8 protein-coding genes are annotated in these 6,918 nt (G+C 50.1%); 6 read left to right on the top strand and 2 right to left on the bottom strand.

Going from position 1 to position 6,918, the window contains the following annotated elements; translation table 11 throughout:
• Positions 1 to 119: 119 nt before the first annotated feature.
• The 5 genes from garR to AB7S66_RS10565 all read left to right on the top strand — a co-directional run bounded on the left by garR (position 120) and on the right by AB7S66_RS10565 (position 4,863).
• Positions 120 to 1,004 carry a 2-hydroxy-3-oxopropionate reductase gene (garR, locus tag AB7S66_RS10585; RefSeq protein ID WP_428519813.1) on the top strand — a complete coding sequence of 295 codons (885 nt, stop codon included), beginning with the start codon at positions 120 to 122 and terminating at the stop codon, positions 1,002 to 1,004.
• A 99-nt stretch (positions 1,005 to 1,103) separates the two neighbouring features.
• Positions 1,104 to 2,129 (top strand): transaldolase family protein, encoded by a 1,026-nt coding sequence (locus tag AB7S66_RS10580; RefSeq protein WP_428519811.1) that lies wholly within the window; start codon positions 1,104 to 1,106, stop codon positions 2,127 to 2,129.
• A gap of 2 nt (positions 2,130 to 2,131) precedes the next feature.
• Positions 2,132 to 2,896, top strand: coding sequence for a glucose 1-dehydrogenase (locus AB7S66_RS10575; protein WP_428519809.1), 765 nt, complete (start codon positions 2,132 to 2,134; stop codon positions 2,894 to 2,896).
• A gap of 157 nt (positions 2,897 to 3,053) precedes the next feature.
• Positions 3,054 to 3,782 carry a ThuA domain-containing protein gene (locus AB7S66_RS10570; RefSeq protein WP_428519807.1) on the top strand — a complete coding sequence of 243 codons (729 nt, stop codon included), beginning with the start codon at positions 3,054 to 3,056 and terminating at the stop codon, positions 3,780 to 3,782.
• A gap of 1 nt (position 3,783) precedes the next feature.
• Positions 3,784 to 4,863, top strand: coding sequence for a Gfo/Idh/MocA family protein (locus AB7S66_RS10565; protein WP_428519805.1), 1,080 nt, complete (start codon positions 3,784 to 3,786; stop codon positions 4,861 to 4,863).
• Here AB7S66_RS10565 and AB7S66_RS10560 read toward each other — a convergent pair.
• Complete coding sequence (locus AB7S66_RS10560) at positions 4,853 to 5,356, bottom strand: asparaginase domain-containing protein (protein ID WP_428519803.1); 504 nt, start codon at positions 5,354 to 5,356, stop codon at positions 4,853 to 4,855. The genes AB7S66_RS10565 and AB7S66_RS10560 overlap by 11 nt on opposite strands.
• A gap of 97 nt (positions 5,357 to 5,453) precedes the next feature.
• Between AB7S66_RS10560 and AB7S66_RS10555 the strand changes: the two genes are divergently transcribed.
• Complete coding sequence (locus AB7S66_RS10555) at positions 5,454 to 6,545, top strand: AI-2E family transporter (RefSeq protein ID WP_428519801.1); 1,092 nt, start codon at positions 5,454 to 5,456, stop codon at positions 6,543 to 6,545.
• A gap of 197 nt (positions 6,546 to 6,742) precedes the next feature.
• Here the strand turns inward: AB7S66_RS10555 and AB7S66_RS10550 are convergent, their stop codons facing one another.
• A complete protein-coding gene (locus tag AB7S66_RS10550; RefSeq protein ID WP_428519815.1) occupies positions 6,743 to 6,907 on the bottom strand; it encodes a Gfo/Idh/MocA family oxidoreductase in 165 nt (54 codons plus the stop codon).
• Between the last annotated feature and the right edge of the window lie 11 nt (positions 6,908 to 6,918).

Genomic DNA, 6,918 nt, shown 5'->3' with positions numbered 1-6,918 from the left:
GACCGCTACGGCACCAGTGCGGAGAACTACGAGATCCTGCTCAGGCACTACGGCTTGTTGGCGGAGGATGTCGCGAAGAAGGTCAGGAGCGTCCTGGCTGATAAGTAAGGAGCAAAGAGATGAAGATTGGATTTATCGGACTCGGGATCATGGGCAAGCCCATGGCGAAGAACTTGATCAAGGCCGGCTACAGCCTGGTCGTCAACGATATCAACAAGGAAGCGGTCGCTGAGCTGGTCTCAGCCGGGGCCGAAGAGGCAGCGAGCGCAAAGGAAGTGGCACAGCAGAGCGATGTGGTGATCACGATGCTGCCCAACTCCCCCCATGTGCAGACCGTCATGCTTGGCGAGGGCGGAGTGATCGAGGGGGCCAGGGAAGGCCTGGTGGTGGTGGACATGAGTTCCATCAGCCCGATCGTGAGCCGGGAGGTGGCAGCTGAGCTGGCGAAAAAGGGAGTGGTCATGCTGGACGCCCCTGTCTCCGGCGGGGAGCCCAAGGCGATCGACGGGACGCTTGCAATCATGGTGGGCGGACCGGAGGAGACATTCAAGAAGGTTGAGCCAATCCTGCAGGTGATGGGCGGGAGTGTGACCCTGGTCGGCGAGATCGGCAGTGGGAACACGACCAAGCTAGCGAACCAGATCATGGTGGCTGCGAACATCGCGGGGATGAGCGAGGCACTGGTGCTTGCCACCAAGGCCAATGTGGATCCCGAGAAGGTGTTCAAGGCAATCCGTGGGGGCTTGGCCGGTAGTACGGTGCTCGATGCAAAGGCGCCCCTGGTGCTGGAGGGGAACTTCAAGCCCGGGTTCCGCATCGACCTGCACATCAAGGACCTGCAGAACGCCCTTGATACGGCAGCAACAGTAAAGACCCCGACCCCCCTCACTGGCTTGATCATCGAGATGATGAGGTCCCTCTCTTCCGAAGGCAAGGGCTCTGACGATCACGGCGGGCTTGTCCAGTGGTACGAAAAGGAAGCGGGCATTGAGGTTCGTAAGTAACAGTGGTAATGGGTCAGCGTTTTTTGATAAGGACTCTGACCCATTTTTCGTTTGAAGCATCCCATCAATACTCATTGATGGGATTTTAAGAAGGGTTGCATGAATTATCTTGAATGGCTTTCTTGTGAGACAGAGTCAATATGGTGGCATGACTCTGCCAATATCGATGAACAAGAGCGAGCATTTTCTTATGGAGCGGTAGGGATGACCACCAATCCATTTCTGGTAAACCAGACACTACAGGCGTATCCAGAGGTGTGGAAGGAACGCGTAGTATCCCATGTCATGAATAAGAGTGGAGATGAAAAAGCTCTTGCCTTGATCAAGGCTGTTACAGGCTATTATGCAGAATTGTTTGCCTCCATGTATGAGAGCGGGAAGTTCGGACATGGATATGTCTGTGCACAGACCAGTCCACTCAAGACCGGAGATTATTCTTATATGCTTGCCCAAGCGAAGCAGTATGCAGCCTGGTATAAGAATGTGGTTATCAAACTCCCTGCAACCAAGGCAGGTATCAAGGCCTATGAAGAGTGTGTTGCCCTCGGTTTCAATGTTGCTGCAACAGTGAGTTTCACAGTGCCACAGGTGCTCAAGGTTGCTGAGGCTGCAAAACGGGGCAAGGAGCGTGCCAGACGGGCAGGAATCAGGGATCCGCTTACCATTGCTGTCCTAATGGTCGGCCGTCTGGATGATTACCTGCGTGATGTTGCCCAGGATCAAGATTCCATAGTCAGTGAATCAGATATCAGGCAAGCAGGTACAGCCTGTATCAAGAAAGCATACAAACTTTTTGCAGAGCGGGGTTATGATACCGTTCTTATGCCTGCAGGTTGCCGTGGCGCATATCATGTAACCGCCCTCTCGGGGGCAAAAATGATCATGTCCATCTCCAAAGGAATCCAGGATGAATTGCTTAGTGAGGAAGGTCCATATGAAACCCAGATCGACAAGCCTGTAGAGCAGGATGTCATTGATCGATTGATGACCCTTGGTGAGTTCAGGAAGGCCTATGAGGAGGATGGTATGGATGAAGAAGCATTCATCACCTTCGGAAGTTGCAACCGAACCACTGACCAGTTCATCAACGACGGATGGAAGCCGTTGCTCTCCTATGAGGTATAACCATGAAGAGAAATCCGTTTGATCTAACTGGAAAGAACGCGCTAGTCACTGGCTCCTCCCAAGGATTGGGATGGGGAATGGCAAAAGGCCTTGCTGAGGCTGGAGCCTTTGTCATATTGGTGGATATCAACCCAAAGGTAGTGGAGAAAGCTGAGGAGCTTAGGGAACAAGGGCTGCAAGCAGAAGCAATAATGTGTGACTTGCTTGACCGCTCAAAACGTTCTGAGCTGAAGCAAGCAGTCGAGAAAAGGCTGGAGGGGAAGCTGGATATCATTGTCAACAATGCAGGTATCCAGATTCGTCATCCCGCCCTTGAGTTCCCCATGGAAGATTGGGACAAGGTAATCGAACTCAACCTGACCAGTGTCTTTGACTTGGCCCAGTGGGCAGGAAACCTGATGGTAAAATTGGGAAAGGGCAAGATCATCAATATTGCTTCGGTGAACTCGGTTGCTGCGGGAATCAACACTGTTGCCTACTGTTCAGCAAAAGGGGCGGTAATGCAGATGACCAAGACGATGGCCAACGAGCTCTCTTCCTTGGGCATTAATGTGAACTGCATTGCCCCAGGATATATGGCAACCCCAATCAATGCGGCCTTGGTGAATGATGAAGCACGGTTTGCCGAGCTGAGTCAGCGTATCCCAGCCAAACGCTGGGGACAGCCGGAAGATATGGCAGGGGCGGCAGTGTATCTTGCCAGTGATGCATCAGACTATGTGTGTGGCGTCCTGCTTCCTGTCGATGGGGGGTATCTGGGTAGATAATGATTTCTCAATCGGTATTGGATAATCAGCTGCTCACAAGGCAGCTGTTTTTCATGTAAGCATGGAAGTCAATAGAATATAGGGAAAAGCAATATATGACATTTATTTCTGGTCGATAAGAAACCATACTGGGTAAAGAGAACATTCAGGAGGTTATATGTCGGATACCAGAAAAGCATTGTTACTTGTTGGTGGTTGGGATGGTCATGAACCCGAATTGGTTGCCGGACGTTTTGCTGCCTATCTGGAAACAGAGGGCTTTGAGGTTCGCAAGGAGCGTGATCTAGAAATCCTTCAGGACAGAGAGTACCTATTCACTCTGGACCTCTTCGTTCCGGTCTGGACCATGGGTACCTTTGAAAGCAAACAGACAGGAATCCTTGCAGACGCCATTGCCAGTGGGGTAGGAGTCGCAGGGTGCCATGGTGGTATGTGTGATGCATTTCGGACCAACGTGCTCTGGCAGTTTATCATGGGAGGCAACTGGGTTGCCCATCCCGGTTCTGACGGAGTTCCCTATGAAGTGAATATCAAGCAAAGCTCCAGCCCGCTGGTAGCTGGTATCAAGGACTTTTCACTCTCCAGTGAACAATATTACCTCCATGTAGATCCGGCAGTGGAAGTACTGGCAACTACCAAGTTTCCCACTGTTGACTGGTATCATTCAACCAATGGAGTTGTGCAGATGCCGGTGGTGTGGACCAAGAAATGGGGGCATGGAAGAGTCTATTACAACTCACTCGGGCACCACAACGATATCTTTGACATTCCCGAGGCTTGGGAGCTGATGAAGCGAGGACTGCTCTGGGCTGCGGATGGAAAAAGGATTGCCAGGGAGCAGCATCTGGACATAGAGATGTTCACAAGTGATAGGAAGATGTTCTGATATGAAAAAACTACATGTAGCAATAATCGGTTTGGGAAAGATCAGCGGGATCTATCTGGAGAACTTGAGTGGAATGTTCAAGAAACAGGTGGAGTTGGTTGGTGTAACCGACCTGATCCAGGAGCGGGCAAAAGAGGTTGCTGAGACCTACCAGGTAAAACAGTATGCATCAGTTGAGGAACTTCTGGGAGATTCCTCTGTGGAACTGGTGCTTAATCTAACCACGCCCCAAAGTCATTTTGCTCTCTGTAAGCAAGTACTGGAAGCTGGGAAGCATGTGTACGTGGAGAAGCCACTTTCTCTTACTGCAAAGGAAGCTTCCGCCTTGGTACAGCTTGCCAAGGCAAAACACCTGGTACTTGGGGGTGCCCCTGATACTTTCCTGGGTTCTGGAATCCAGACCTGCCGAAAGCTGATCGATGATGGCTGGATCGGCCGGCCGGTGGCAGCCTCTGCATTCATGATGAACCATGGCCATGAGGGTTGGCACCCAGATCCAGAATTCTATTACCAGACTGGTGGTGGTCCACTCTTTGACATGGGGCCGTACTATATCACCGCCCTCATCAATCTGCTTGGTCCTGTCCAATCGGTTGCAGGATATGCACAGAAGAGCTTCCCTGAGCGGATAATAACCAGCGAACCAAAGCGGGGAAAGGTGATTGATGTCGGAGTGGACACCCATATTGCTGGTCTGCTTCAATTCAGATCCGGTTGTATTGCCACCTTGGTGACCAGCTTCGATGTATGGAAGCACAGTATGCCGAGCATTGAAATCTACGGCACTGAGGGCTCTCTTCGTGTTCCCGATCCCAATACCTTTGGGGGACCCATATCTTACTGCAGGATGGGCGCGAAAGAGTGGACGGATATACCGCTGCTCTTTGACTACCCTGAGAACTCTCGTGGTCTTGGTATTGCTGATATCGCAGAGGCAATTGAGCGTGGCAGAGAACATCGAGCCAGTGGAGATTTGGCTCGGCATGTTGTTGATGTCATGGAGAGTATCCTGAAAGCATCCCATGGGCATGAACAGGTCCGGCTCTCATCAACATGTGAACAGCCTTCTCCTAGGAAATAGCCTCAAACACCCCCTTGTCCTTGTTTTTCCTGCAGTTGTCATGCGGAAAGACCCTTCCACTCATGGTGATGTATACCCCGGGTGGAAGAAGCTGGACAGCGGTAAGAGCACAACCTAGATTGAATACTGCATCAGAATTTTCCAGGGAGTAGGGAATCATGGCACCTGTCAATACCACGGTTCTGCTTGCATCCTCTTTCAGTGCCTCAGCGATAACGGATGCAGTTCTACACATGGTATCAGTGCCATGGATGACTACAATTCTCTCTTCAGGGCTATGTACGCAAGTTTGGGCAATCTCTTTTCGTTGATCGTCGGTCATGAAGAGGCTGTCAATTGCCAATGGTCCTTCCAAGTGGATGCTCAGCGTACAGCGAGCCTGATTCAGTATTCGTGGTAGTTGGGACTCCCTGAAAGTCAATTCACCGCTGATTGCATCGTACTGTTTATCGAACGTTCCACCTGTGGTAATGATCCGAACATCCTGGGCCATGAATTTCCTCCTAGATTTCTGCAGTAAAGTATAGCACAGGTTACACTTTGCGTAGTTTGCATTGCAACCCAACTTTACTTATGCAATACTCATTTCCATGATGGACAAGAAAACCTTTCGCAGTATCGCTCAACTTCTCATTCTCGCAGCAGTCCTTGCCTTGATGGTAGTGCATTTCTCTACTGTACAGGCAGGACTCAAAAAGCTCTGGGGACTGTTCATGCCGCTTCTCCTTGGTATTGTATTTGCTTACCTTGTTGACATACCTGCCAAGTGGATGGAAAAAAGAGTCTTTGGGAAGCTGAAGAGTCCTCTTGCAGCTCGGGTTATAGCGGTATTCATCGCCCTTATATTCTTCTTGGTGTTGATCACTGGTGTGTTGATCCTGTTGTTACCCCAGTTGGGACTGGCCGTCAGGCAGTTCAGTACCAATCTTCCGGTTCTCTATCAGGAGGCAGTATCCTCACTGGAACAGTTCATGTATAGCCGCCCTGAGCTTATACAGGGATTTTCCATCATTGAAGAATATGTAACCACTTTCGTTGAAAATCTGCGATCTTCATCTCCCAAGATTGCAGATTATGCACTTTCACTCCTAGGGGGAGCGATCAGTGGTGTTGTGAACGCTACAATTGCACTGGTTTTCAGTATTTACCTGCTTTTTGGAAAGCGTAGGTTGTTGTCCCAGCTTGCATACCTGATGGAACGGTTCATACCTGAGAAGTACTGCCGGAAAATTGTGCATGTGAAAGTGATTGCCAACAGAACATTTGAAAAGTTCTTCACGGGACAGTTCGTGGAAGCAATCATCTTGGGCTCTCTTTGTACACTGGGGATGCTGCTCTTCCGCTTCCCCTATGCCCTGACTGTTGGTTCTGTAGTGGGTATGACTGCCCTCATTCCATTGGTTGGCGCCTATCTTGGAGGGGTAATCGGATTTGTTCTCCTTTTCAACCAAGGGTATCAGACGGCTCTCTTGTTTGTACTCTTCCTGGTTATCCTCCAACAAATGGAAGGAAATATCATCTACCCAAGGGTAGTGGGCACTTCTGTAGGACTTCCAGGGGTATGGGTGTTCACTGCTGTCATTCTTGGGGGAGGCCTGTTTGGTATTCCTGGCATTCTGTTTGGGGTGCCGTTTGTGGCAACCATCTATCAGTTGCTGAAAGCGGAGAAGGAACAAAGTTAAGTATGTTCCTAATTCCTTTTGACATATTATTCCACTATTGGATGTGGGAAATACGTCCAGCATCCTTTCATTGCAATAAAATGATAGACATCGTGGCAATGGGTGAACAATTGGCAGATTTGATTAGGTAATGTAGAATACCCCCCTCTCGACTGAAAGGGGGGTATGGTGGGAATTTCTCCAGTTTGGCTTTCTGTCTAATACCTTACCGGTTTCCCTTCTCTCTGGCTCCTGTACATGCCTTCGATCAGCTTGACGGTCTCCCTTCCTTCCTCTCCAGAGGAGATGAGAGGGCCTTTCTGCAAGAGTGCCTGGGTGAAGTTCTCAATCTGCAGCGTAAAGAAGTAGGCAACAGGGTCGATCGAGTTGAAGA

Origin of the sequence: Sphaerochaeta sp., from assembly GCF_050178175.1 — a bacterium.
Classification (GTDB): domain Bacteria; phylum Spirochaetota; class Spirochaetia; order Sphaerochaetales; family Sphaerochaetaceae; genus Sphaerochaeta.
This window is presented reverse-complemented; position numbering and strand designations above follow the sequence as displayed.